Genomic DNA, 26,073 nt, shown 5'->3' with positions numbered 1-26,073 from the left:
CGGCCGGCGTAAGAAGATCGCTAAACTTTTAGGCGACTGGCCAAAAACCAGACGTCGGGCCCCGGCTTTCCGCACCGGCGTTCCGAACGCCTTGCGACGGGGAGCATCTCAGGCGACGCCCAGCGACGCGTAGAGGTCGAGGGTCCTCGCCCGATAGGCCGCGGCGGAAAATTCGCTGGAGATCCACGAACGACCCTCGGACCCCATGCGGCGGCGCGCCGCCGGTGAGTGCGCCGCCATTGCGCGCAGCGCCCTTGCCAGATCTTCCGGCTTCCCGGAAGCCGCCAGCAGCCCGGTTTCGCCTTCCCTCACCATTTCCGGAATTCCGCCGATCGCCGCGCCGATAACCGGGCGCTGCAGCGCATAGGTTTCGAGAAGGCTGATCGGCGCATTCTCGTACCATTCCGAAGGGAGCACGAGGGCGCGGGATTCTCCAATGACGCGATGCAGCTTCTCGCCGGAGAGATAACCGGCAAAAGTCACGTCGGCGCCGAGTTCGCCCGCCAATTGACGAAGGCTCGCCTCCTCGGGGCCAGTCCCGGCGACGATCAGCCGCTCTCCCGAAAGGGCGACCGCCCTGATCAGGGTCGCCAATCCTTTTTCCGGCGCCAGGCGGCCGGCGAAGACAAAATAGTCGCCCTCCTGCCAATCGGTGCGAAAGGTGGAGACATCGACGAAATTGGGTATGTGGACCATTTTCTCGCGCGGCCAGCCCCATTCGGCGAGCTTTTCCAGATAGAAGCGGCTCGGCACGACGAGCCGATCCACCTTGTCGCGGTAAAGGCCAAGCAGCCGATGCAGCATCGTTTCGGCAAGCACCACGGCGCTCAGGGGCACGGAGTCCTTGACGCAACGATGGCGCAGCACGTTGTAGATCTTCCCGTCGCGACAATCTTCGCAGACGTTGCCGTCACGGAGCATCTTGTAGGAGGGGCAGGCGAGCTTGAGATCGTGAACCGTCATGACCACCGGAATGGCGGCGGATTTCAAGGTGGAGAAGATCGCCGGCGAGAGATGGTGGTAGACATTGTGGGCATGCGCGATCGACGGGCGCGTGTGCTCGATCAGCCCACGGATGTTGCGTTGGGCCTCGAGCGAATAGATGACACTCGCCGCCTGAATTGCCTTGCGAAACAGACCCGTCTGCCGGCCATACTCGATCTCGGAGACGAAATAGTCGGACCAGGGCGAAGCTTCATTGCTGTCGTGCCGCATGGCGAAGGGAACGACGTCCCAGCCGATTTCGCCGAACATGCTCATATGGTCGAAGAAGACCGCCTCCGCTCCACCGCGGCGATAGAAGTAGTTGTTGATCGCCAGCAGGCGCTTCCCGGATTTCTCGACCTCAGGCATTGCGGCCCCCTACCAATCGAGCCGGTCGAGCGCCTCATCGACCGGAAGCACGCGGCAGCCCTTTTCGACGGAATAGCGGACGAGGTGGTCGAAGGTTTCCGGCGTGCAGCCATAGGGCGTCGGGCGCGGCGCGATGTCGTGTGTGAAGAAAATCAGCCAGCCGGGCTCACCAACGACGTCGTCGATCCATCGGGTCAGCATCTGGGCATGCTGCTCGGGCTGGCGAATCTCGACGGCCTTGAGCATCAGCGGATCCACGGATCCACGGTTGATCGCCTCGCCGCCGGCGCGGCAGGATCGATACCGCCGGCGCAGTTCGGGGCGCGCCAGGGGCCAGGCGGCGTTGTAGGGAAAGGCGAAGTTGCGCGCCGGCGACGCGACGCCGACGCTCTTCAGGTATGCCGCGTTGCGGTCGAGATCGGCGGCGAGGCCGCCGGCGCTGCGCACCCGGTGGTGCGCGAAGGTATGGCAGCCGATCTCGTGCCCGCGCCCCAGCAGTTCTGCGCATCCCTCCGCCGTGATCAGCGTCCGGTCATCCTCCACTCGTCCGGCCAGTCCACCGGCGATATAGAAGGTTCCGCGAACGTCGTATCGCTCGAGAATCGCCGCCCCTTCGTGAAGCGCGCTGTCCGGCACGTCGTCAAAGGTGAAGGAAACGAGGGGAGCCTCGGTTTCCAAGGTGCGTCGCGCTCGGGCGAACTGCCAGATAGCCCGGTTGGCCAGCCGGTCGACAAACGCGCCGATCTTTACTTCCACGTCACGCATGAGCGACACGCTTCCTGTTTTCGGGGACGGCACCTTCGGCCAGCACGGCACTCGATTGCAGGTGGAGTCCGTAGACGGCAAAGACGAAGGTGAACCAGACGAAGCTTCCGCCTTCGAAGAAGAGGGTTTCGAGACCGGCGTGGAAGATCGTGTAAAGCCAGATGCGGATATAGAGCCGCGTCAGAGGCGCGTGCTCGCGGCCGGGTGCGATGCGGGAAATATCGCGAAGCGGCAGCAGAATGAGCCAGATGAGCGTCAGCAGCAGTCCCGGGAACCCGGTCGTCAGCGCAATGTCCAGATAGGAATTATGGCCGTTCGCAGCCGCAACCGCCCAGGTCTCGACCGAGCCGCCGCTATAGACCAGCTCCTCCGTCTGCCAGAACGCCCGGAAGCCGTAGCCCGTCAACGGCCGCTCGGCGAGCGCCGAGAAAGCGAACCGCCATATGTCGGAGCGATTGGTGAATGTCGCATCGATGCCAAGACCGCTGATGAACTCTCCGAGCGGCCTGAAAACCGCCGAGCCGACGGCGAACAGATTGAACAGGCCGACGCCGCCGATGACGATCAGCGCACGCAGCGGCCGCATCTTTTCGAAAAGCCAGCCGAGAATCAGGATTGCCGGAAGCATCGCCGTCGAGGTTTTGCCACCTGTGTTGACGAGGAACAGGAACGACAGCGCGAAGATCGCAAGACCGGCCATGCGCGACCAGGTGCTCGCGACGAAAAGCCCGAAGAAAGCGGCGAGCACCATCGCCGAGGCGGCGCTGTTCTTGTGCGGAAAGTGGCCGCGCCACAGACCGGAGTTCATCGGCTCGCGTAGTTCGGACGCCTGATGGATGGCGAGCGTCGGTTTGAAGAGAATGCCGTAATAGGCGAACCCCAGCATGATCAGGCTGCCGATCCCCAGCATCTTGGCAAAGTGGCGCTCGGACGCGGGGAGCAGCAGATAGATGCTGGCATTGACCGTCATGATCGTCGAGAGAACGATGCCTTTGATGCCGAGCATCGGATGGGCGGAGATCAGCGAGACGAGGAGGAACCAAAAACAGAGGATGGAGAGGAGCAGGCGCGGCTGCAGGATGATACCCCGCATCGGGTGGAGCAGCCCATAGCCGAGCATCCCGGCGGAAAGCAGCAGCGCCAATATCTGGTTCAGGCGGTTGGAGTTGCCGGCGGAAGGATCAAGGATCGCCTCTCCCGTCAGATCGACATAGGGCGTGATCGACACCCACAGAAAGAGAAACATTGCCATGAAGAGGAAGGCGCCGACGCGCGCCCTTACCGCGTCCGGCGCACTGGTCTCCGCATAGGCAGCGCTGGTCATTGCCGGCGTCGCTCCTATCCCGCCGTGGGTCGCGGGGCGCGAACATAGCCCCACAGGCCAAGCGCCAGCGAGATCGCGATACCGGCCGCGAGACCGAACGCGGCACCGGCGATGAGCAGGATCGAGGTTCGGGGCGGCCAGCTGCGCGAATTCGGCGGCATGGCACGCGAGATGACGCGGATATTTGTCGTGTCGATCTGCTGGCGCTCGGTGATCTGCTGGGCACGCGCCAGATGGGTTTCGTAGATCGCCGCCTTGGCGCGCGCGTCGCGCTCCAGGTCGCGAAGATGGACCTGCGCATCGTTATCGGTGAAAACGTTCGACTGTTCGTCGTCGGCCTTGCCCCTCAAGGTGCCGAGTGCAGAGCGTTCCCGATCGAAATCCGCCTTGGCGCGCTCGGCGATGCGGCGCGCTTCCTGGTTGATGGCGGCTTCGAGCGTGGCGCGCTCCGAGCGCGCCGCGGCCAGGCGCGGATGCCTTTCGCCATAGGTGAGCTGCATCGCACCGATCTGTTGCTGCAGGGCGTTATACTGCTGGCGCAGGTTCGTCATGTCGGCGGACTCGAAGACCGAGGCACTGGTCGTGTGTCCTTGCGCGATCGCGGCACTCATCTGCTTGTAGCGTGTCTCGGCCTGGATGAAGCGCTGCTGAGCCTCGAGGACCTGGGTATTGAGTTCGCTCGAGAGTTGATTGCTGACGAGTTCGCCATTGGCGGACAGCAAGCCGTTCTCGCGGCGGAAATCCTCGACTTTCCTTTCGGCCCCGGTGACGTTGCGGCGCAACTCGTCGAGACGCGCATTGAGGTTCTGCGCCACCCGGCCGGCGCTTTCAGCCGCCGATTGAAAGAGTTCCGCTTCGAAGGCGTCGACGATCGCCTCGGAGAGGGCGATGGCCTTTTCCGGCTCCTCGCTCCAGACCTCGAGAACAACGACGAAGGAGCGCTCCTCGCGCCGCGCCTCGACCCTTTCCGACAAGGCGCGAATGGCAGCCAGTTCCCTGTCGGCCTTGCTGTCTCCTGATGAGAACAACGCGATCAAGGACGCCAGGGGTGACGGTTTGACGAATTCCCGATCGTTCGTCAGGTCAAGCTTGTCGATGACGCGCTTCAGAACGTTTCGCGACGTCAGGATCCTGAGCTTGCTTTCGACCTCCAGCAGTTGCGCATCGCGCTGCGGATTGCTGGTAAAGACGTCGTCGCTGACGACGTTGAGATTGGAGGGGTCCACGACGAGATCGGTGTAGACGGTGTAGCGCGGCGTCGCCGTCACTGCATAGACAAACGCGGCGGCGACGCAAACAACGAGCGCAAGGACGATCCATCTTGTCCCTTGACGCAGCCAGAGGATGACGTCATCGACGCCGACGTTGCCGAGATTGTGAAGCTGCGGAAAATACGTCCCGACGGTCGGTTGGCCGGGCTGGACCACTGGCACGGCCGGCGCGACATCCGGCTGTTTCTGGTCAGGAATTTCGCTTTCTTGCGGCAGAAGCGCCGTTTCGTTGTCCATCGCCGGGACGAGGTCCAGCAGCGAGCCGCCCGCGGCGCGCCGCGGGTAGCGCGTCTCCAGGCGCAATCCTTGCTCTAAGGGCTCGCTCCGCCGATACATCCGTCTTTCCCCACGCATGCTCTTGAAGCCACCGAAGAGCAGTGCCCTGCGTTGCCGCATCTGCCGTTAAGAATTACGAGCGCAGGGTGAATATTCCGTTAAGACTTTCCGGCGGCCGGCAACCTTTGCAGGTTTAGAAATCGGTCAACAACCGGCTCCAGCTTTCCGACGCGAGGCCGCCGATATAGATGTCGCCGCCGAGCGCCGCTTCCTTGATGTCGGCGTGGCGGGTGACCATGCAGAAATAGCCTCGGTGGCGGAAGCACAACCACCGCTGGCGCGAAATCGCATTCATCAGGAACGGCTGCGCCATGCCGGTGGCGACGGCATAGCCTTCCGCGTCGAGGCAAGCGAACATTGCCGTGGTGACGTCAGCTTCGCGGCCGTCTTCGCAAAGCACGTTGAGGACGCTGGCCATGCCGTTGGGCCTTCCGAAGAACAGGAAAGCGCCGATCGTGCGACCATCCTCGACAACAACCTTCCTGCACTGCAGTGCCCCGAGGCTCCGGTTCATCGAGGCGACGTTGACGAGCCAGTCGAACTCGGACTCCGACCAACTGGGACGGATCGAGAAACGCTCGAGCATCGGCGCAGCACAACGCAGGAACTCATCCAGGCTTGCTGTCTTCGCCTGGCATCCCGCCGCTGCGGTCGGTTTCGATGAGGAGCTCCACCATCGCAGCGCGCGATCGATCAACCCCAGTGTACCAACGACAGGACGCGCTCCGAGGATCGGGATGCGCCGGCGGGCAAGAACGGCTGCCGCAGCCAGCGGCCGGAAGAAGCGCAGCCATTCGAGACTCTGGATCGGTAGGATGATGCCCCCGCCGGCAACGCAGTGGTCGGCACTTACCGGCGAGGAGCTATCGGAAAAACACAGGTCCTGGCGAACCGCCCGCACGCTGCGGGCGAGGCGCGCCGCGCCGGCCGCGCCCGTCTTGCCATCGACCATGAAGGCACAAAGAAGACGCGCCACGATTCGGCGGCCATTGACGTCGAATTGCATCGGCACCGAAAGGATGGCGCTGTCGATGTCGCGATTGCCGTTCTCGTGCACGACGCTGCCCTGCTCGGGGGCATGGGAAGGGGCACCGAAGAAGACGGTGTCGATATAACGGCAAAGATCCTCCCCGGCCGCGCGGTCGCGTCTGCGAAACACCTTGTTGAACAATCTTCCGATCGCCGGAATATCGGCGCGAGCCATCGGGCGCGTGCCGGCCGGGCATGGCGGCTCCACAAGGCCCGTCGGATGAGACACAATCTTCCGCAACTCAATGCCCATGCACCGTTCCCGCCGGAAACTCGCGTGCTGCCCGCTCCCGGTCGCGGCGCACGAAGCGCAGGAAAACGCTCCATGTGGCGACCACCATGGCGATCTCGATGACATAGAAGGAGACGAAGGTGCCGGCCGGCGGGGCGTGCCAACTCGCCGCGGCGGCAAGCCCGGCCCCGGCGATGCTTCCGAGCCCCATCACGGTGGCCCGCGCCGCATGGTAGCCCGAGGCGCCCAGGGCTTCCACCGCCACCGACCAGATGGCGAGCGGCACGACGACCCATGCGAGGCCGCGTACAAAGCCGACGAGAGAGACATATTCGTGGCCGAACAAATAGGGCAGGACCGGCGCCAGCACGAAGACCGTCAGCGCCGCGGCAAGGCTGATGCCGGTCGCCGCGCCAAGCACGCGGAGCACCCGTTGCAAGGCGTGGTGCAGGCCGGCCGTCGTCATCCGCGCCGAGCCGGGATAGATGAGGCGGTTGAGTGCCTCGACAGACAGGAAACTACTCTCGAGCATCCGCCGTGCGACGCTGTAGCTCGAAACGATCTCGGCCGTGGTGACGAGGCTCAGGACGAGCAGGTCGGCGTTCTGCCTCAGGGCGCGCAGAATGAACGGAATGCTAAAATAGAGGCCCTGCGGCAATTCCTCCCGCACGATACGGTAGCGCGGCGCGCCGAGGCCCTTAATGGCCCAGAGACAGGCCAGGGCCACCAGCACGTGGCAGATGAACTGCCAGACGGCCCAGGATGCCACTGTCGAGACGCCGAAGACCAGGCATGCGAGCGCCGCCGCAACGGTACGCGCCACGGCGAAGCCGACGACGACCTTGTTTGCGGAGGCGAAATCGGAATGGGCGATGAAGATCTGTTCGGCGAGAACAATGATGCGGACCAGGACGATGTTGGTGATCAGCATCAACGCAATCACCGCGAAATTGGCGATCGGGTCCGGCGAAAGCGCAAAAAAGAACGGCAGCGCGACGGCGCCGGCCAGCACGAGGGCGAGCCCGCTTGCCGCCGTGAGCAGGATGTTGTGGCCGAGCATCTCCGCATAGATCGTGCGATCCCTCGCGACCCGCCGCACCAGGCATTCCATGGCACCCAATCCACAGAGATGGACGGCAATGCTGGCGACCGCCGTGATGGCGACGAAGACGCTGAACTCTTCGACGCCAAGAAAACGTGCGAGGATCGCGAAGGTGAGAAGCTGCGCCGCGGAACCGAGCACGAGGCTGCCGCCGGATGCGACATAGGACAGGATCATCGGCAGCAAAGGCTTGTAGCCGCGCGATTCCGTTAAGCCTTCCGAAGACATCCGATCTGCCTTGTCGTTTACGCAACGGGATTCGGTATCCGAAAGGTCATGCCTTGCCGCAGCCTCCCGTCGATCCCCGGGGCGCAGACTAATGTGCAGAGATGATTGGGCGGTTAACATACGCCCATCAATTGTATTTCAGCTTCCGTTTACCCGAGTGCGCTAGTGTCCGCGGGACCGAAAACCATCCCATAGCCGAAGGAGCGTTCGTGCTGCAGGGCGACAATCTTCCCGACGTCAGCCTGGCGAACAGCCCTTCGCCTCGCCTCGTTTCCTTCATGGACATCGAACTCGAACTCGCGGCCGATGTCCTCGTGCCGCGGGAGGAGACGGAACTGCTCGGCCGAAACGCCGTTGCACGTCTTCGCGACCAAACGGGGCCTGTGACGGTCATCGACATGTGCTGCGGCTCTGGCAACCTCGCGCTTGGCATCGCCGCCGCCGTGCCGCTTGCACGGGTCTGGGGCGCGGACTTGACCGACAGCACCGTTGCGCTCGCCCGCCGCAACGCCGAGCGCCTCTCGCTGCAGGAGCGCGTCCTGATCCGGCAGGGCGACCTCTTCGCGGCGCTCGACGGGAACGGCCTCGAAGGTCGCGCCGACATGATCGTCTGCAATCCACCCTACATCTCGACGTCCCGCCTCGCAGGCGACAGCGCCCATCTCCTCGAGAACGAGCCGCGAGAAGCCTTCGACGGCGGTCCCTACGGCATTTCCATCCACCAGCGGCTGATCCGCGATGCCGTCGCCTTCCTGAAACCGGGCGGTTGGCTTCTGTTCGAATTCGGCGAAGGGCAGGACCGGCAGGCCGCAGCTCTCCTCAGCCGCGCCAAAGCCTACGAGACAGTGGGCTTCGCGCATGACACGCAGGGCAAGCCGCGCGTCGCCATCGTGCGCAAGATGGGTGCGTCCAGCGACGAGGGCAGATGAGATGAGCGACATCCGTCCGCTCGTGGATGCCGACATCCCGGCCATTGCCGGCCTGTTTCAAAAGATCTTCCGCAACGGCGACGGGGCTCCGCCGCCCGCGCTCGTCGACTATCTCCGCCGCCTGTACCTTGAGGCGCCCGGCCATGACCCGGAGGTCGCACCGCTCGTCCACGTCAACGACAGCGGTCGCATTTCCGGTTTCGTCGGGGTCAACGCGCTGCCGATGCGCTACAACGGCCGGCACCTGCGGGCCGCCATCTGCGGCTCGCTGATGGTCGAGGGCCGTGAGAGCGACCCGATGGCCGGCGCCCGGCTTCTGAAGGCCTTCCTGGCCGGTCCGCAGGACCTTTCCTTCAGCGAGACGGCGAGCGAGGTCTCGACGCACATGTGGACGCGGCTGCGTGGCATCGTCCTGCCGCAGTACAGCCTCGACTGGGTCCGTGTCCTTCGCCCGGCCCGCTTTGCGCTCGACCTTGTCTCGCACCGGATCGGTCCGGCTCGCGTCCTTCGCCCGCTGGCTGATGCTTTCGACGAGCGCCATCGCGGCAAAATGCGACGCGGCGATCTGCGCTGGTCGGCCGTGCCCAAAGAGGCCAGTCTGCCCGCAGCGCTCCAAATCGCCGACATCGATGCCGGGTCATTTGCCGAGCTCTTCGCACCCCTGACCCGGCAATTCGCCGTGCAGCCCGCCTGGGCGGACGGCCAGTTCGAGCATATTCTCCAGGACGCAATCGATAAGCCCGAATTCGGCGAGCCCGTCCTCGCTGCCGTCAAGACTCGCACCGGCGCACCGCTCGGGGCGTTCTTCTACCATATGAAACGGGGTGGAACCGCGCGTGTCCTGCAGTTGCTCGCTATGCCTGGCCAGGCCGGTCCGGTCCTCGACTGCCTGATCGATCACGCCGCCGCCCGCGGCGCGGCGGCGCTGCGCGGGCGCACCCAGCCGGCCCTGCTCGAAGCGATGATGGGTCGCCGCATCGGCTTCGTCCACGCGGCCTCGACCGTCGTGCATTCCCGCGACGAAGAGCTCGCCGACGCGTTCCGCCACGCGCAGGGTTTCGTGAATGGCCTTGCCGGAGAGCAATGGAGCCGCCTGATCGGCGGCTCCTTTGATAAGTAGCCAGGGAAGTCGGCCTTCCTACAGCGCCGCGCGTCTTTTCAGACGCACTAAGGACGCTGTAGCACTTTGAATCGGTGCATGTTTTTATCCTTAAATCGCCTACGATTTAAGGAAACATGCACTAGGCCGCCCGGACCCTCGCATTGAGCGGAATCTCGATGTCAACTTCCAGCGTCGAAACGTTTTCGCCGCGGTCCATCTTGACGCTCACCTTGTCGCCGTCGACCTGGATGTGCTTGGCGATGACGGCGAGAATCTCTTCCCGGAGCACCGCCACGAGATCCGAATGCCCGACGGAAGCCCGCTCGTGGGCGAGCAGCACCTGAAGGCGCTCGCGCGCCGTCGGCGCCGATGTCTGTTTGCTGAAGAACCGGAATATGCTCATGCTGCCCTCCGTCCGAACAGTTTGCCGAGAAGCCCGCGCTTCTCGCCCGGAATGGTCATCGGCACCGTTTCGCCGGCAATCCGCCGGGCGGCGTCGAGATAGGCAAGCGCCGGAGCGCTGCGGCTGTCGGCGAGGGTAACCGGCGCGCCGAGGTTGGAAGCGCGCAGCACGTCCGTGCTTTCGGGTACGATGCCGACCAGCGGGATCGACAGGATTTCGAGGACATCGTCGACCTTCAGCATATCGCCGCGCTCGGCGCGGACCGGGTCATAGCGGGTGAGGAGCAGATGCTTTTCCACCCGCTCGCCACGTTCGGCGCGTTCGGTCTTGGCATCGAGAAGGCCGATGATGCGATCCGAGTCACGCACCGACGAGACCTCCGGATTGGTGACGATGACGGCAATGTCGGCGTGCCGCATGGCAAGCGTCGCGCCGCGCTCGATACCGGCCGGGCTGTCGCAGATGATCCAGTCGAAGTGCTTCCTGAGTTCGGCCATCACCCGCTCGACACCCTCGGCGGTCAGGCAGTCCTTGTCCCGAGTCTGTGAGGCCGGCAGCAGAAAGAGCGTATCCAGGCGCTTGTCGCGGATCAGCGCCTGAGGCAGCTTGGCATCGCCCTGGATGACGTTGACCAGATCATAGACGACCCGCCGCTCGGCGCCCATCACGAGGTCGAGGTTGCGCAGCCCGACGTCGAAATCGACAACGACCGTCTTCTCATTCCTCTGCGCCAGCGCCGCGCCAAGCGCGGCGGTCGATGTCGTCTTGCCAACGCCACCTTTACCCGATGTAACAACGATTACTTTCGCCATCTTCCCGCTCCTGTATGCTGGCCGGCCGCCGGCTCAGTTAAGTCTTTCTGCCATGATCGAATGCCTTCCAACCAGAGCTGGACTGCCTGTCCGCGAAGGTTGGGGGCCATATCTTCCGCCGTCTTGTACACGCCATCGATGGCGAGCAGCTCCGCTTCGAGCCGGCGGCAGAAGATGCGCGCCGAGGCGTTGCCGACCGAGCCTGCCAGCACCCGCCCCCGCAGCGTTCCGTAAATATGGACCGATCCGCCGGCGATAATTTCCGCGCCCGACGCGACCGATCCGACGACCGTGACGTCGCCCTCGGGAAAGATCACCGATTGGCCGGAGCGCACAGGCTCGCGAATCACGATCGAAGAGATCGCCCGCGCCGCTTGCGGCTCCACCAGCACGCTCGATGCCGAAGCCTTGGCCGATGCGGCGCCAACTGGTTCGACGGTCGGTTCGGCCGGAATTTCGATGTCCGGAGCCGGACGCCCGCCCTTCATGGCCGGGGGCATCCCCGGCTCGAAGAGCGACGGACGGCCGCCTTCGATGCCCATGATTCTAACGTTGCGCTGGCCAAGCTCGTCGATCAGCTTCTTGAGTCCAGCCCGGTCGATTTCGAGGTCTGCGACATCGAGAACGACCGGTCGCCCCAGGAAAAACCCCGCGGAACGCGAGGCCAAATCATCGAGGCGAGTGAGCCAGGCGTCGAGCGGCGGCTCCGGTGAAAGCACCAGTGCCAGGAACGAGCGGCCCTTGATGCGGATCGAGCGGGTGTCTGTTAGCACTTTGGTCATCTACGTTAATTTTTCGTTGCCTAGATGTAGGCGAGTCACGGTTAACAAATGGTTAATTTCGCCACCCTGCCTGGGGCTGGAGACGCGGCACAGACTGGTCGAAAAATATCGCCGGGAATGGCACTGACTGAGGCGCGCCGAGCTCGCGCATCGGTTTGGCCACTGCAGCTAACAAACTGAAATAAAGGAAAGACGCCTACAGCGCCGCGCGTCCGAAGCGGACGCGCTAAGGTCGCTGTAGCACTTTAAAATGCTGCATGATTTTGTCCTTAAATCGATTCCGATTTAAGGAATCATGCAGTAGGTCAAACGCGCCGCCTTGTCAGCGAGCTGGCTGGCGGAACATTGGGCGGCTACGGAGGAGAGTGCCGAGCGGCAGCTGACATTCGACTCAGTCGCCGATTTCCGCGACCGGCTGGACGAGCTGCGGCCCGAGGTGCAGATAGCGAGTCGCCTTGCGCTTGGCGGCGATGTCCGCCCAGACGCGCTCGACCTGCGCCGCCGAAAGGTCAGCGGCGCGCCCCACCTCTTCGGCGCTCAAGCCATTGTTGAGGCCGTAGAGACACAGGTCCATCCGGTCATACGGGAGCGAGAAATAGAACTCCTCCTGCGTCTGCTCGAGCGAATAGGTATCGGTGGTCGGCGGCCGGCGGCGAATCTCCTCGGGAACGCCGAGATAGGCGGCGAGCGCATAGACCTGCGACTTGTAGAGATGGGCGATCGGCTTGACGTCGGCCGCGCCGTCGCCGTTCTTGACGAAGAAGCCCTGGTCGTATTCGAGCCGGTTCGGCGTCCCGATGACCGCGAAGTTCAGCCGGTCGGCGTGATAATATTCGAGCTGCTTGCGGGTGCGCTGCTTCATGTTGGTTGCGGCGACGATGCCAAGATAGACGGACGGCGGCATGCGCAACTTCGTCCGTTGACCGCCGGGATCCTGAACCACCAGCGAGGAGATGTTGTAGCCATCGCCCGCGAGCGCATTGGCGATGACGATCTTCGATGCCCAGCCCGGTCCATAGTCCGGCACGAGTTCGCGGATGAAGGCGTCGCGGCGCGCATAGCAGCCCATGGCGGCAAGCGTCGGCCCGATGTCCTCGACGATCGCCTCGACGCCGAAAGTATCGGCCACCAGCCGGCCGAGCCACAGGCTTTCCGGATCCGAGTCATGCTCCGGCATGAACAGGCAGAAGACGTTCTTGGCTCCAACAGCGCGCACGGCGAGCGCCACCGAGACGCTCGAATCGATGCCTCCCGAAAGGCCGAGGACGAGCCCGCGCTTGCGCATGCCGCGCAATTGGGCCCGCAAGCCCGCAACGAGGCGGTCCGTCTCAGCAGCCTCGTCGATCTTCAAGGCATCGGCGGAGAAGGTGAAGCTCTCCTGATCCGGGCGGATGTTCATTCTGCGGCCTCCAATGATTCGGCCGCCAGCCTGCGGCTCACCTTGCCTGTGTCCGTCTTCGGGAGCTCGGCGCGGAATTCGACGATTTTCGGCACCATGAAGTCCTCGAGATGACGGGCGCAGTGGCGGATGATGTCCTTTTCGCTGAGCGTCGGGTCGGAGAGGACCACCAGGGCGCCGATCGCGTGACCAAGCACCGGATCGGGAATGCCGATGACGACAGCCTCGGCGATCCCCGGATGGGCGTGCAGGACGGTCTCGACTTCCTTCGGCGCCACCTTCTCGCCGCGCGTCTTGATGATGTCGTCCTTGCGGCCGACGAAATAGAGAAACCCCTCATCGTCGGTGCGAAAGAGGTCGCCCGTGTAAAGCACCTTTTCCCAGCGGTTGGGACCGGGGCGCAGCATGCGTTCGGTGGCCGCCTCGTTGCGCCAGTAGCCTTGCATGACATGTGGACCGCGGATCACCAGTTCGCCGGGCACGCCCGGCGGCGCCCGCTTGCCGTCTTCATCGACCACGAAGGCCTCGGTGTTGGGAATGGCGATGCCGACCGAGCCGGGTCGACGGTCAAGCTCCTCCGGCGGCAGATAGGTGCAGCGCTTGCATTCCGTCAGGCCGTACATGGAATAGAGCCGGGCGGACGGGAAAAGCTCCCGCAAGCGCGCGATATGCGCCGGCGGCAGCGCCGCGGCCGTATTGGAGATATAGCGAAGACTCGGGAGGAAGCCAGGCTCGAGGTCGCGCATCTGCAGGATCATCGCGGCCATCGTCGGGACCAGCGGGAAGCCGGTGACGCCTTCGGCGCGAATCCGTTCGAAGATCGCCTGCGGGAAGGCGAAGGATTTCTCGAGGACGAGGGTGGCACCGAGCCGGATCGCCATCAGCAGCTGATAGAGACCATAGTCGAAGGCCAGCGGCAGGACGTTGAGGATGACGTCGTCGGGCGTGTTGCGCAGGTAGGTGGTGATCGACTCCGACGCCGCATCGATATTGCGATGCGTCATCATCACGCCCTTGGGACGGCCCGTCGATCCGGAAGTATAGATCAGCATGGCAAGATCGACGTCGATGCCGCCATGGAGGACACGCATCGGCTCGGCCTTCAGGCACTCCTCGAAGGATATTGCCCCTTCCGGCGTGCGGCCGCCCGGCGCCGCGGTCGAGGCGACGAAAATCGGCTTGGCGGACGAAAGCGCCCGGGCCTCTGCGACGATCGGCATCAGTTTTGCCTGCGTCAGGATCGCCGCAGCCTCGCAATCGGCAATGATATAGGCAAGCTTGTCGGCCTTCGTGGAGGCATTGATCGGGCTGAAGGTTGCGCCGGCCTTGAGGATCGCGAAGATCGCCACGGCCGCTTCCCAGCAATTGTCCATGAAGACCAGGACGCGGTCGTTGGTATTCACGCCGCTTGCGGCGAGTGCCGCCGCGAGCCGCGACGAAAGATCATTCAGCTCCTCGTAGCTCAGCCGCTTCCGATCGGTGACCAGCGCCGTCTTTGCCCCGTGAGCCGCGGCGTTGCTGATAAGGAATTGCTCGAACCTCATATCCGCGATGCCCCGCCCCTAGCCGCCGTTTACGCCGTGACCGGCACGGCTTTTGCCTCGATGAAGGCCGAGATGCGCGCCAGCGAATCGAGATTCGCCGGAACGATGTCGGCATCCACCATCACGATACCGAACTGCTCCTCGATGAAGGCAACGAGTTCCAGAACGCCGGTCGAATCGATGATGTCGTTCTCGATCAGCGAGGCGGTATCGGCGAGGTCGTAGGAGGTGTCGCCGAAGAGGAAGTTCTCGATGATGAAGGTCTTGACCTTCTCCTTGATCGCCTGCGTCATGTGATTTCCTTTCCCTGTTTCTGTTTCAGGCAGCTTCCGCCTTGCGGATGCGCGTGCCTGCAAATGTCTGCAGCCAGAGTTGCGTCGAGAGAATGCCGACGAAAGCAGCGTTGTCGCGGAAGCCCGAGGCCGGACGCGAGCGGCATTTTTCGTAGAGCTTCGTGACCGCCTTGGCATTGAAGAGGCCGCACTCGGCGACCGCATCCTCGCTCAATGCGCCGCGGACGTAATCGAACTCGCCGGGGCCGCTGAAGGAGTGGCTGTCGGGGGCGCGATAGGGCTGTTTCACCCGCCTGCCGATGGCGGGCGGCAAGAGGTCTTTCGTCGCCTCGCGCAGGATGTGCTTCTCCGTAAGCCCCTTGAGCTTCATCTCCGGCGGAAGCTTGGCGGCGAACTCGACCAGCCGATGGTCGAGGAAGGGGAAACGGCCCTCGACGCCGTGGGCCATCGCCATGCGGTCGCCCTGGCTCGAAAGGATGTAGCCGGGCAGCAGGAAACGGCTTTCGAGATATTGCGCCTGGTGCAACGGATGCCATCGGCGGAAATCCTGCGGGAGCCGGCCGATGAGCTCCGCAGCGGCATCGTAGTCCTTCAGTTCAGCGCGCAGGTCGCCGGAAAAGAACAGTTTCGTCGCGGCCGTGCCCTTGAGGCGCGGCCGATGCGAGAAGAGCGGGTCGTCGAGCGGCTCGTCACCGGCGCCGAAGAAGGCGGCAAGATATTCCGGCGACTGCTGGTTGAGACCCGGCAGATAGGGATAGAGCTTGCGGAAGAGGTGCGGCCGAATGCGCGAGCCGGGTTGCCGTCCGCAAAAACGGCGCACCCGGGCTTCCTTGAAGATATCGTAGCCCGCGAAGACCTCGTCGGCGCCCTCGCCGGTCAGCACGACCTTGAGCCCGGCCTCCCGCACCAGCCCGGACAATTGAAAGAGCGGCGCCGGCGCCGTGCGGATGATCGGCCTCTCGGTGAAGCGGATGACGTCCGGAAAAACCTTGGCGATATCGCCGGTGCGGCAGGCGATGGCGCTATGCTGCGTGCCGAGTGCTGCGGCCATTTCCAGCTGGAAGACGCTTTCGTCATGTTCGGCGCTGTCGAAGGTGACCGAGAAGGTCCGCAACCCCTGCGGCGTCATGCCGGCCGCTAGCGCCGAGACGATCGAGGAATCGAGGCCGCCGGACAGATAGGCACCGACCGGTACGTCGGCCCGCATGCGGATACGGGTCGCGTCGGTCAGGAGGGCGCGCAGTTCCTCGGCGGCACTTCTTTCGTCCACATAGCTCGGCGGCTGGTCCCCGTCGGGATATTGAAGCTGCCAGTAGGGTCTCGTGGTGACGCCACGCTGATCGACGACCATCAGGTGGGCCGGCTCGAGCTCGAGGATGTTGCGGAAGGGCGTGCGGGGCGCGATCGGCGCCCAGAGCGTGAAGATCTGGTCGAGCGCGATCGGGTCGATCTCCGCCGAGATGCCCGGCACCTCAAGGAGCGCCTTGACCTCGGAGGCGAAATAGAACGTGCCGCCCTGCGCCGTATAGAAGAGCGGGCGTACCCCCATTCGGTCGCGCGCCAGCATGATCCGGCGGCGACGGGCATCCCAGATCGCGAAGGCAAAATCGCCGTTGAGCAGCGTGACGCAATCCTCGCCCATCTCGTCATAAAGGTGGAGGATAACCTCGGTGTCGCTCGACGTGCGGAAGCGGCGGCCCTTGGCGCGAAGCTCGTCCCTCAGTTCCACATAATTGAAGATCTCGCCGTTGAAGGCGATCGTCAGTTCGCCGCTCGCATCCGACATCGGCTGCTGGCCGTCGCCGAGGCCGACGATGGAGAGCCGCACATGGCCAAGCCCGGCCTCAGGCGCGGTGAAAATGCCCTGTTCGTCCGGCCCCCGATGCGCAATCGCGGCCGTCATGCTTTCGAGAATCGCCCTTCCGTCCCGTATCGAGCCAAAATAGCCGCCAAAACCACACATAGGAAAATCGCTCTCACGCCCCGCAACCGCGCTGAATGTATAGCCTGAATGGGCAGAGCAAGCGTTAACCTGCGTAAGGTTTCTCCGATGATGGTAAATTATTCAAAAGCGGGATATCGACGATGGGAGACGGAAATAGCTATCGCTATGGCACTCAATTTGTATTTTATTAGAAATTACCGGGGTTTTTGATAAATTTTATACTTAAAAACAGCCGAGGCGATCTGCGAACCCTTCAACGCTCCGGTTCCATCGGCGCCCGCAGAGCGCTTAAACATGGCGTGGTTTCCTTTTTATTAAGACATTCGGTTCAATTTTTGCGGCCAAGCGCAATATCGCTCGGAGCGCATGATGAGCTACGATTGGACCGGCGAACGCACGCGCCGAATGAAGATGATGAGATACGGCATTGCCATCGTGCTGACGGTTGGCCTGCTTCTCGCGGCGACGTCCTGGACCTTGCAATCCATCTAACGAGAGCGCCGTCTGCTCCCTCTGACTTGGCAGCAAGCGGCGCCATCGGGGCACCTTTCATCTTCCCGATGTAACTTCTAGCTCGAATTGAGTAAGTTCTAAACCTTGACGGGTGGCCTCTCCAGGAGTGGAATCCGTCGTGAGGCGCACTGCCTGAGGCCGCCGAATCGCAGTCCGCTGCACGGCGGCCTCACCAGTTCGAGGGGCAATAGGTGGACCCCGCCGCATAACCGATCAGCAGCTGCGCGGTTCACCTATTTGACCCGGATTTTGCAGAGGCGCTGCGCCAACGATCCGCCGAGATGGCCTGGGAACTAAAATGCGTTTGCGTGTTTCCTGACGCAGCGCAAGGAGGTGATATGCAGCCGAGATTCATGTCGACGGAGGCGTTTCTACGCTTCGAGAAGGAATGGCAGCACCTGCGCCGCGCAGTGCACAAATTGGAGATCGAGGCCAACCGCCCCGACGAGCAAATGATCGAAGGCATGGCCGGCTCCGAACTCTCGGACTCATCCGCGGGCCGAATTAAATCTTCGTAACCTATTGAAATAACACTGGACGCGACCCCCGCTTCTTCTAGATGCTTGTTGCGCTATCGGTGGCCCGCGCGGCCCCCGACCCCCGCGACAAGGAGCGCGCCTGATGTCTGGCCGGGTCGTCATTGCTACCGTTGCCGTGGTCTGCACGTTGGCCGGCATCGCCATCGCGCCGCTCCTGACGAAGGTTACGGGCATCGGGCTGTTCAATTCGACCGCCGACGCTCATACGGACCCCTCCGGTAAATCCACCAGCAAGGCGGCTCCCGGTTCCGGCGTGCAGGGGACCGCGGTCCAGATCGCTGAAGTCACGCAGCGGGACTTCCCCGTCGTCATCAGCACCTTCGCCAATGTGCAGGCGCCGGAGACGGTCGAAGTAAATGCTCGCATATCCAGCCAGATCTTTGGGATTCACGTCAAGGACGGCGAGATGGTCAAGGCGGGCGATCTGCTGTTTTCCCTCGACGACCGCGCCCTGCAGGCGGAGCTCCGCCGCGACGAGGCAATCCTGGCGAAGGACACGGCGCTGCTCGCCGACGCGGCGATCGAGCTGGACAGGGCCAAGACGCTGCGCGACGACAGTACCGGCACGCAGCAGGCCTATGACAGCGCCCTCTCGGCGCAGCAGTCCGCCAAGGCCACCGTCGCGGCCGACCAGGCGACCGTGCAGGCGGACAAGGTCGCGATCGACCTGACGCGCATTCGCGCCCCGATCAGCGGCCGCCTCGGCGCCGTCCAGGCGACTGTCGGCGATCTTGTCGGCACTTCCGGCAGCGCTTCACAGACGAGCCTCGTCACGATTACCGCCATCAATCCGATCGAAGTCGCCTTCCACTTGCCCGAGGACCATCTGCAGGCCTTCAAGGCTAGGCTCGACTCCGGCGCCCCGCCCCGCGTCACGGCGCTCCTCAGCGGCACCCAGCAGGTCATCGGCACGGGCGTGCTCGACTTCATCGATTCAGCCGTCGATACGGCGACCGGGACGGTATTGATGCGCGCCAAGTTCGACAATGCCCGCCAGAAACTCTGGCCGGGCCAGTATGTCGATGTCGACATCGAGGAAACGACCCTCGCCAAGACCCCGGTCATTCCCGCCGTCGCCGTCCAGGCCGGCCAGAAAGGCGACTTCGTCTACCGGCTGAACGCCGATGACGCCGTCGAAGTGCGCCCGGTCGTCGTCGCCGCCAATGACGGGCAGGACGCCGCGATCGGTTCGGGGCTGGCGGTCGGCGACCGGGTCGTGACGGAAGGGCAGTTGCATCTCAAAGCCGGCGACAAGGCGCGCGTCGTCCAGTAGCCGGCATGTCGCGGACGAAGTCAGGCCTTCGCCGGCAAGTCATGGAAAACGGTCATGTCGATTTCCGAATTCTGCATCCGCCGCCCGGTCGCCACGCTGCTGATGTCGCTAGCGCTGGTCTTCGCCGGCCTCTTTGCCTACGCGGCGCTGCCCGTTGCGGCGCTGCCGCGGACCGAGTTCCCAGTGATCAACGTCTCGGCGACACTCCCCGGCGCCTCGCCCGAGACGATGGCGACCTCCGTTGCAACCCCGCTCATCAAGCAGTTCAACACCATTGCAGGGATCGACAGCATATCGACGAACAATTCGCTCGGCGCGACGTCGATCTCCATTCAGTTCGCGCTCGACCGCGATATCGATGCGGCGGCTGCCGACGTCCAGGCGGCGATTACCCGCACACTGCGTATCCTGCCGCAGGACATGCCCTCCCCGCCGAGCTTCCGCAAGGTCAATCCGGCCGATGCGCCGGTGCTGCTTCTCGCCTTGAAGAGCGATACGGTGCCGCTCACCAAGCTCGATGCCTTCGCCCAGCAGGTGATCTCGCCGTCGCTTTCGACGCTCGAAGGTGTCGCGGAAGTCTCGATCTTCGGCAGCCAGCAGTTTGCCGTGCGGATCGAGCTCGATCCCGACGCGCTCGCCGCGCGCGGCATTTCGCTCGCTGAGTTGCAGAGCGCCATTGCCGCGGCCAACGACAATTCGCCGCTAGGCACGGTGCAGTCGACCGGACGGCAGATGACGATCATTGCCGATACTCAATTGCAGAATGCTGCCGCCTTTTCGAAGCTGATCATCAAGACAGTCGATGGCAAGGCGGTCCGGCTGGGCGACGTCACCAAGGTGATCGCCTCTGTCGCCAACACCCAGACGGCGAGCTGGCATGACGGCTCCCGTGCGATCATCCTCGCCATCCAGCGGCAGCCCGATGCCAATACGGTGGCGGTCGTCGACAAGGTCAAGGCGATGCTGCCGACGTTCCGTCAATCCCTGCCGGCCGGGGCGTCCCTGGAAACGCTCAACGACCGCTCCGTCTCGGTGCGGGGTGCGGTCGACGACGTCGAGTTCACGCTCGGCCTGACCATCGGACTGGTGATCCTGGTGATCTTCGTCTTCGTGCGCCGCCTCTCGGCGACGCTTATTCCTGCCCTCGCCGTGCCGATCTCGATCATCGCCACCTTCGCGGCCATGTATGCGCTCGGCTTTTCGATCGACAACATCTCGCTGATGGCCCTGACGCTCTCCGTCGGCCTCGTCGTCGACGACGCCATCGTCATGCTGGAGAACGTCGTCCGGCACATGGAGGAAACGGGACAGGGCGCCTTCGAGGCGGCGATCGCCGCCTCGGGCGAGATCGGCTTCACCATCATCGCGATCTCGCTGTCGCTGGTCGCGGTCTTCATTCCCGTCCTGCTGATGGGCGGCGTGATCGGCAAGATCTTCAACGAGTTCGCGATCGTCGTCACCATCTCGATCCTTGCTTCCGCCTTCGTCTCCCTCACGTTGACGCCAATGCTGGCGGCCCGCCTGCCCCATAAACCCGCCGAACCGGACGACAGGCATGGCCTCGACGCGCTGCTGGAGCGTGGTTTCGGTGCGCTGCTGCGCGGCTACGAGCGGTTGTTGACCTTGTGCATCCGTGCTCGCTTCGCAGTGCTCATCCTGTTCCTGGCGAGCATCGGCGTGACCGTCTATCAGGTCAGCGCGACGCCGAAGGGCTTCTTCCCGCAGGAGGATATCGGCCAGCTTCAGGTGACGACGCAGGCGCGGACGGATATTTCGTTTGCCGCCATGTCGGCCCTTCAGGCCAAGGTCGAAGACGTGTTCGCCCGCTCGCCCTATGTCGCCCACGTGGCAAGCTCGATCGGTTCGGGCGGCGCCGGATCGTCCGCCCTGAACTCCGGAAGGCTCTTCGTCGAATTGAAGCCGAAGACTGAGCGCCCGGCGCTCCCCCGGATTCTTTCCGAACTGCGTCCGGCGCTCGCCAATATTCCCGGCATCAGGTCTTACATCACCCCGGTGCAGAACCTCTCCGTCGGTGCACGCAGTTCCGCCAGCCAGTATCAGCTCGTCGTCCAAGGGCTCGACCAGGCAACTATGAACGCCTGGGCGGACAAGCTGACCGAGGGGATGCGGCAGGAGCGCGCCTTTTTCACCGACGTCAGTACTGACCTCGAGAACAATGCTCCGCAGGCGCGCCTCGTCGTCGACCGCGACAAGGCGGCAGCCCTCGGCATTTCGACGGATGTGCTGCGCTCATCTCTCTATGGCGGCTTCGGCTCGGAACAGATCTCGACCATCTACACCTCGGGCGACAGCTACGAGGTCATCATGGAAGTCGATCCGGCCAAGAGCTGGTCTGCCGCCTCTCTTGCCGAACTGCAGGTGCCGACCGCCGACAACCGGCTGGTGCCGCTCGGCGCCTTCGCGCGCGTCGATACGGTTCCAGGCCCGCTGACGGTCAACCAGCTCGGACAATTGCCGGCGGTGACCATCTCCTACAACCTGCCGACCGGCGTGGCGCTCGGCAACAGCGTCGAGGAAATCGGCCGCCTGAAAGCTGAGATCGGCATGCCGCCGGACGTCACGACCCGGTTCTACGGCACCGCGCAGCTTTTCCAGGATGCGGTCTCCAATCAGGCCTGGCTGATCCTCGGCGCGATCCTGACGATCTATATCGTGCTCGGCATTCTCTATGAGAGCTTCATTCACCCGCTGACGATCCTGTCCGGCCTGCCGTCGGCAGCCTCCGGGGCGCTTGTGGCGATCAGCCTCGGCGGCTTCGACCTGTCGATCATCGCGGTCATCGGGTTGTTGATGCTGATCGGCATCGTCAAGAAGAACGCGATCATGATGATCGATGTGGCGCTGTCGCTGCAGCGCAACGGCATGTCTGCCGCGGAGGCGATCCACCGGGCATGCCTGATGCGCTTCAGGCCGATCCTGATGACGTCGTTGGCCGCGCTCATGGGGACGCTGCCGATCGCGCTCGGCAGCGGCGCCAGCGCCGAACTGCGTCAGCCGCTGGGCGTTGCCGTCGTCGGCGGCCTGCTCGTCTCGCAGCCGCTGACGCTGTTCATGACGCCGGTGATCTACCTCTACATGGAGAGCCTCGCCGGCGGCATCAAACGGCTGTTCGGCAGACGGCCGCTGAGCCAGGCCGCTATTCCCTGATCAGGACAGTCCATAGGTGGAGTGCGACAGGGCCCGTTCGATGCCGCGCAGTTCCGCAAGCCCTTTCAACCGGCCGATCGCAGGATAGCCGGGCTGGGCGCCGCGGGTGAGATCGTCGAGAATCTCCTGGCCATGATCCGGCCGCATCGGGATCTGGTGATCCGCCCGTCCGGCAGCACGGCGGCGCTTCTCCTCGGTGAGCAGTTCGGCGATCACCGCCACCATGTCGGTATCCCCCTCCAGATGCTCGTCTTCAAAGAACGAGCACGGCGTTCGGTCCTCTTCACGGCGAACGTTGCGGAGATGGATGAAATGGATGCGCGACGCGAACTGGCGGACCATCGCCGGCAGGTCGTTGGTGGCGCGGGCGCCGAGCGAGCCGGTGCAGAAGGTCACGCCATTGGCCGGGCTATCGACCTCTCGCAGCATGAAGGCATAGTCCTCGGCGGACGAGAGAATGCGCGGCAGGCCGAGCAGCGGCCATGGCGGATCGTCGGGATGGGCGCAGATGTTGATGCCGACCCGTTCGGCGACCGGCGTCACTTCGGCGAGAAAATCGACGAGGTGACGTTGCAGCCTTTCGCGGTCGATGCCGGCATAGGTCTGCAAATGCTCCCGAAGCTGCTGCAAGCTGTAGCCATCGGCGGAGCCCGGAAGCCCGGCGCCGATGTTGCGCGACAGGCCAAGGCGCCGCTCCTCGGTCATCTCGCGAAAGCGACGCTCCGCCGCCTCTCGCGTTGCCGTGTCGTAGTCTTCGGCGGCGCCCGGCCGCTGCAGCAGATGGAGGTCGAAGGCGACGAAATCGATGCGGTCGAAGCGCATGGCTTTGGCGCCGTGGCGGGCGGTCCAGCGCAGATCGGTGCGCGTCCAATCGAGCACCGGCATGAAATTGTAGCAGACCGTGCGGATGCCGGCTGCTGCCAGACGGCGCAGCGTCTCCTGCCAATTGGCGACGTGCTCGCGCCAGGGGCCGGTCTGCGTCTTGATGCTTTCCGAAACCGGGACGCTTTCAACCACCTCCCACTCAAGGCCGCCCGCGCGGACCTCCCGCTGCCGCTTCTCGATCTCCTCGACCGGCCAGACGTCACCCGTCGCGATGTGATGCAACGCGCTGACGATGCCGTGCGCGCCGGCCTGCGCCGCGTCCTGAACGCTCACCCGATCCACCGGTCCGAACCAACGCCACGTATGTCGCATGTCAACTCCTTCCGAGCGGGATGAGGAAAAGTGTGGGCGGTTTTCCGCCCGCATCCCGCTCCATTATAACTAGGACGTGAATGTCAGCTGCACCTTGCAGGCTCGCGAGCGGTCACCGGCCTGCTCAAAGGCCTCAACCGCCTGATCGACCGGGAACGCATGAGAAATGATCGGCCGGACATCGATCCGGCGCTCGGCGATGAGTTCGACAGCACGGGCGAATTCGTCGTCGAACCGTTGCGATCCGATCCACCGCAACTCCTTGCCGACGAGGGCATTGAGCGGCAGGGTGATGTCGCCCGTCACGCCGACCTGCACGATCAGGCCACGCGGCCTCACCGCAGCGATGGCGCTGCGCAGCGCCGGCTCGGCGGCCGAGCATTCGAAGACGACATCGAATTGGCCCTTGTCGGTCTCATACTCGGCGAGGCCTGCCGGGTCACGGCGGACGTTGACCACCCGCGTCGCGCCCATGGCTTCGGCCCGATCGAGCGCCGCATCGGCGAGGTCCGTCACCACGATCGTCTCTGCCCCCGTGTGGCGCGCGGCCGCGACAACGAGCGCACCGATCGGCCCCGCCCCCGTGACGAGCACCTGCTTGCCGGTCAGGTCGCCCGCCTGGCCAACCGCATGGAGGCAGACTGCCAGCGGTTCCGCGCACGCCGCCTCGCCAGCGCTGACCAGGGTGCCCGCCGCGAAACACTGGCTGGCCGGAACGATGAGCCAGTCACGGAACATGCCCTGCGTATGGGGCAAGCGCATGGCGCTACCCATGAACTGCATGTTCAGGCAATGGATTGTGAGCCCTTCCCTGCAGAAGCGGCAGCTACCGCAAGGCTGGCTCGGATTGACCGCCACGAGCGCGCCGATCGCAAGCCCGGAGACGCCCGCGCCGAGCGCTGCGACACGGCCCGAGGCTTCATGGCCGGGAATGATCGGCTCCCGCACCCGGACGGGACCGAAGCCGCCATCCTGGTAGTAGTGGAGGTCGGAACCGCAAATGCCCCCCGCCGCCATCTTCAGGAGCACTTCGCGTTCGCCAGGCTCGGCAACCTCCGCCATTTCCATCCGGAGGTCGCGCCGGCCATAAAGCCGGGCGACACGCGCCTGCCTGACTGTCCCCGCCATCATCGGATCAGCCCGACAGCGCCCGGCAGCCACAGCGTGATTGCCGGGACGAAGGTGATCAGGATGAGCGCGATGAAGAGTGGCAGGAGCCAGGGCAGGATCGCCATGGTCGTCCGCTCGACCGAGAGCTTGGCAACGCGCGACAGCACGAAAAGCACCATTCCAAGCGGCGGGTGGAGCAGGCCGATCATCAGGTTGAGAGTCATGATCAGGCCGAAATGCACCGGATCGATGCCGAACTGGGCCGTCAGCGGCAAGAGGATCGGCACGAGGATGGTGATCGCCGCGATGGTGTCCAGGAAGCAGCCGACGAACAGCATCAGGAGGTTCACCAGGATCAGGAACACCCATTTGTTGTCGGTGATCGTCAGGATCGCCCCCGAGAGCAGCTGCGCCGCCTGGCTGACCGTCAGCAGCCAGGCGAAGATCGAGGCGGCGGTGACGATGAACAGCACCGAAGCGGTCGTCTCGATCGTGTCGAAGGTCGCCCGGGCCAGCGTCGACATCGTCATCGTCCGATAGCGCACCAGGCCCAAGAACAGCGACCAGAGGACGGCGGCCACGGCAGCTTCCGTCGGCGTGAACCAGCCCATCGTCATACCGCCGATCAGGATGACAGGGGTCATCAGCGCCATGACCGCGGAGAAATCGAAATACCAGTCAAGCGCAAGGAGCGCGAGAAGCGCCAGGCCGACCGCGATGTTCATCGACAGGCCGGCCGACATCAGGAGATAGATGGCCACCGGTACCGCAAGCACGACGACCACTTCCAGCGAAGCGGAAAGCAATCGCTTGATTTCGAAAGGCGTGTCGGAACCCCAGCCGCGGCGATAGGCAAAAACCGCGACCGTCAGCATCATCAGCACCGTCATCACCACGCCCGGCACGATGCCGGCCATGAACAGCGCGCCGATCGACACGTTGGCCATCATGCCGTAGATGACGAAGGGCAGCGACGGCGGGAAGATCGGCCCGAGCGTCGCCGATGCGGCGGTCACGCCGACGGCGGTTTCCACCGGATAGCCGTGATCCTTCATCGCCTTGATCTCGATCGTGCCGATGCCGGCGGCATCGGCAAGCGCCGTGCCCGACATGCCGGAAAAGATCACCGAACCGATGATGTTGACCTGCGCCAGCCCGCCCTTCATCCAGCCGACGAGCGCGACGGCGAAGGAATAGATGCGGCCGGTGACGCCGGCCGAGTTCATCAGGTTGCCCGCGAGGATGAAGAACGGCACCGCCAAGAGCGGAAAGCTCTCGACGCCGGCGATCATCCGCTGCGCCGCGATGATGTCGGGCGCGACGTTGTAGAACACCAGATAGAGGACAGACGCCACGGCCATGGAGATGGCGACGGGCACGCCGATCACCATCAACACCAGAAACGAACCAACGAGCAGGAGCAT

General features: G+C 64.0%; 22 protein-coding genes. 6 read left to right on the top strand and 16 right to left on the bottom strand.

Annotated elements, in window-relative coordinates:
- Window positions 1-108: 108 nt before the first annotated feature.
- From N181_RS19135 to N181_RS19110, 6 genes are all read right to left on the bottom strand, one after another.
- On the bottom strand, window positions 109-1,353 hold the full coding sequence (locus N181_RS19135; RefSeq protein ID WP_037428646.1) for a glycosyltransferase family 4 protein: 1,245 nt from the start codon (window positions 1,351-1,353) through the stop codon (window positions 109-111).
- 9 nt (window positions 1,354-1,362) lie between these two features.
- Entirely contained in the window at window positions 1,363-2,118 is a 756-nt protein-coding gene (locus tag N181_RS19130; protein WP_060563661.1) for a polysaccharide deacetylase family protein, read from the bottom strand.
- Window positions 2,111-3,442: an O-antigen ligase family protein gene (locus N181_RS19125; protein ID WP_014331427.1), complete on the bottom strand. Its 1,332-nt coding sequence runs from the start codon at window positions 3,440-3,442 to the stop codon at window positions 2,111-2,113. Before N181_RS19125 ends, N181_RS19130 begins: the two co-directional genes overlap by 8 nt.
- Window positions 3,443-3,456: 14 nt before the next feature.
- Window positions 3,457-5,049, bottom strand: coding sequence for a GumC family protein (locus tag N181_RS19120; RefSeq protein WP_037392360.1), 1,593 nt, complete (start codon window positions 5,047-5,049; stop codon window positions 3,457-3,459).
- Window positions 5,050-5,182: 133 nt separating this feature from the next.
- A complete protein-coding gene (locus N181_RS19115; protein WP_037428628.1) occupies window positions 5,183-6,331 on the bottom strand; it encodes a hypothetical protein in 1,149 nt (382 codons plus the stop codon).
- On the bottom strand, window positions 6,321-7,640 hold the full coding sequence (locus tag N181_RS19110) for a lipopolysaccharide biosynthesis protein (RefSeq protein ID WP_037428626.1): 1,320 nt from the start codon (window positions 7,638-7,640) through the stop codon (window positions 6,321-6,323). The genes N181_RS19115 and N181_RS19110 overlap by 11 nt, the downstream gene beginning before the upstream one ends.
- A gap of 209 nt (window positions 7,641-7,849) precedes the next feature.
- On the opposite strand from N181_RS19110, the gene N181_RS19105 reads away from it, so the two are divergent.
- Window positions 7,850-8,569, top strand: a complete 720-nt coding sequence (locus tag N181_RS19105; RefSeq protein ID WP_370036339.1) for a N5-glutamine methyltransferase family protein — start codon at window positions 7,850-7,852, stop codon at window positions 8,567-8,569.
- A gap of 1 nt (window position 8,570) precedes the next feature.
- Window positions 8,571-9,689 carry a hypothetical protein gene (locus tag N181_RS19100; protein ID WP_037392347.1) on the top strand — a complete coding sequence of 373 codons (1,119 nt, stop codon included), beginning with the start codon at window positions 8,571-8,573 and terminating at the stop codon, window positions 9,687-9,689.
- A 121-nt stretch (window positions 9,690-9,810) separates the two neighbouring features.
- Here N181_RS19100 and minE read toward each other — a convergent pair whose 3' ends face one another.
- From minE to asnB, 7 genes are all read right to left on the bottom strand, one after another.
- A complete protein-coding gene (gene minE / locus N181_RS19095) occupies window positions 9,811-10,074 on the bottom strand; it encodes a cell division topological specificity factor MinE (RefSeq protein ID WP_014331421.1) in 264 nt (87 codons plus the stop codon).
- Entirely contained in the window at window positions 10,071-10,886 is an 816-nt protein-coding gene (minD, locus tag N181_RS19090) for a septum site-determining protein MinD (protein ID WP_014331420.1), read from the bottom strand. The genes minE and minD overlap by 4 nt, the downstream gene beginning before the upstream one ends.
- Entirely contained in the window at window positions 10,874-11,668 is a 795-nt protein-coding gene (gene minC, locus N181_RS19085) for a septum site-determining protein MinC (protein ID WP_425353312.1), read from the bottom strand. Before minC ends, minD begins: the two co-directional genes overlap by 13 nt.
- A gap of 391 nt (window positions 11,669-12,059) precedes the next feature.
- On the bottom strand, window positions 12,060-13,067 hold the full coding sequence (nadE, locus tag N181_RS19080) for an NAD(+) synthase (protein WP_037428619.1): 1,008 nt from the start codon (window positions 13,065-13,067) through the stop codon (window positions 12,060-12,062).
- Window positions 13,064-14,611, bottom strand: a complete 1,548-nt coding sequence (locus tag N181_RS19075) for a class I adenylate-forming enzyme family protein (RefSeq protein WP_037428618.1) — start codon at window positions 14,609-14,611, stop codon at window positions 13,064-13,066. The genes nadE and N181_RS19075 overlap by 4 nt, the downstream gene beginning before the upstream one ends.
- 29 nt (window positions 14,612-14,640) lie before the next feature.
- Window positions 14,641-14,904 (bottom strand): acyl carrier protein, encoded by a 264-nt coding sequence (locus N181_RS19070; RefSeq protein WP_037428616.1) that lies wholly within the window; start codon window positions 14,902-14,904, stop codon window positions 14,641-14,643.
- 25 nt (window positions 14,905-14,929) lie between these two features.
- Window positions 14,930-16,867, bottom strand: coding sequence for an asparagine synthase (glutamine-hydrolyzing) (asnB, locus tag N181_RS19065; RefSeq protein ID WP_037428613.1), 1,938 nt, complete (start codon window positions 16,865-16,867; stop codon window positions 14,930-14,932).
- Between the two features lie 351 nt (window positions 16,868-17,218).
- Between asnB and N181_RS35230 the strand changes: the two genes are divergently transcribed.
- From N181_RS35230 to N181_RS19050, 4 genes are all read left to right on the top strand, one after another.
- The gene (locus N181_RS35230; RefSeq protein ID WP_014331414.1) at window positions 17,219-17,341 is read left to right on the top strand and encodes a hypothetical protein; all 123 of its coding nucleotides are present in this window, start codon (window positions 17,219-17,221) and stop codon (window positions 17,339-17,341) included.
- A gap of 359 nt (window positions 17,342-17,700) precedes the next feature.
- A complete protein-coding gene (locus N181_RS19060) occupies window positions 17,701-17,880 on the top strand; it encodes a hypothetical protein (RefSeq protein ID WP_037428610.1) in 180 nt (59 codons plus the stop codon).
- 103 nt (window positions 17,881-17,983) lie between these two features.
- The gene (locus N181_RS19055) at window positions 17,984-19,174 is read left to right on the top strand and encodes an efflux RND transporter periplasmic adaptor subunit (protein ID WP_037428607.1); all 1,191 of its coding nucleotides are present in this window, start codon (window positions 17,984-17,986) and stop codon (window positions 19,172-19,174) included.
- A 54-nt stretch (window positions 19,175-19,228) separates the two neighbouring features.
- Entirely contained in the window at window positions 19,229-22,342 is a 3,114-nt protein-coding gene (locus N181_RS19050; RefSeq protein ID WP_060563659.1) for an efflux RND transporter permease subunit, read from the top strand.
- Here the strand turns inward: N181_RS19050 and uxuA are convergent, their stop codons facing one another.
- The 3 genes from uxuA to N181_RS19035 all read right to left on the bottom strand — a co-directional run bounded on the left by uxuA (window position 22,343) and on the right by N181_RS19035 (window position 26,073).
- On the bottom strand, window positions 22,343-23,539 hold the full coding sequence (gene uxuA, locus N181_RS19045) for a mannonate dehydratase (RefSeq protein WP_037428599.1): 1,197 nt from the start codon (window positions 23,537-23,539) through the stop codon (window positions 22,343-22,345).
- A 69-nt stretch (window positions 23,540-23,608) separates the two neighbouring features.
- Complete coding sequence (locus tag N181_RS19040) at window positions 23,609-24,670, bottom strand: L-idonate 5-dehydrogenase (protein WP_370036342.1); 1,062 nt, start codon at window positions 24,668-24,670, stop codon at window positions 23,609-23,611.
- Window positions 24,667-26,073, bottom strand: a complete 1,407-nt coding sequence (locus N181_RS19035) for a TRAP transporter large permease (RefSeq protein WP_037392312.1) — start codon at window positions 26,071-26,073, stop codon at window positions 24,667-24,669. Before N181_RS19035 ends, N181_RS19040 begins: the two co-directional genes overlap by 4 nt.

The organism is Sinorhizobium fredii USDA 205 (genome assembly GCF_001461695.1).
Lineage (GTDB): Bacteria > Pseudomonadota > Alphaproteobacteria > Rhizobiales > Rhizobiaceae > Sinorhizobium > Sinorhizobium fredii.
Note: the sequence above shows the minus strand (reverse complement) of the source record. Positions and strands in the feature narration are given on the sequence as shown.